Annotated in this window: 1 protein-coding gene; it reads left to right on the forward strand. The window is 65.4% G+C overall.

Translation table 11 applies throughout. The annotated features are described in order from the left end of the window. The coding region (locus tag ACY34J_RS29000) for a transposase (RefSeq protein WP_462729602.1) at positions 1 to 763 on the forward strand (763 nt) is incomplete at its 5' end. Positions 764 to 798: the final 35 nt, after the last annotated feature.

A 798-nucleotide genomic window follows, 5' to 3' on the forward strand; every position in this document is an offset into this window, starting at 1 on the left:
CGCGGGGAACTACTGGTGCTCGGAGCGGACGATGTACCGGATTCTGTCCGCCGCCGGGCAGAACGGCGAACGCCGCCGCCAGGCCACCCACCCGGCCAGGACGATCCCCGAGCTGACGGCGACCGGCCCCTCGCAGGTCTTCACCTGGGACATCACGAAGCTGCCCGGGCCGGAGAAGGGCATCTGGTACCACGCCTACGTCATCATCGACATCTTCAGCCGCTACATCGTCGGCCACACCGTCGAGCGGGCCGAAACGGCTGAGCGGGCCGAGGAGCTGATCCGCGAGACGATCGAGCGCAACGGCATCGTGCCCGAGACGGTGCACGCGGACCGTGGCACCTCGATGACCAGCAAGAAGGTGTCCCAACTACTGACCGACCTCGGCATCACCAGGAGCCACTCACGCCCCAGGGTCAGCAACGACAACCCGTACTCGGAAAGCCAGTTCAGGACCACGAAGTACGCCGCCGACTACCCGGAACGTTTCGATTCGCTGGCCCATGCCCGGGAGTGGATGGACGCCTTCATCACCTACTACAACCACGACCACAGGCACTCCGGGATCGGCCTGCACACCCCCGCCTCCGTCCACTTCGGCACTGCGGAGGAGGTCCGCGACCAACGGGCTGTCGCTCTCGCCGAGGCATACGAACGCCACCCAGAACGCTTCGCTCGCCGACCGAAGCCACCCGAGATACCCGGCCGGGTCTGGATCAACGACCCTGCCAAACGAAGGCAACCCGAGCCACAAGGTTCATAGCGCCGCGAACGTCTCATTTGACTTGACAACTACCG

This window comes from Streptomyces sp. HSS9-12 (assembly GCF_054963655.1).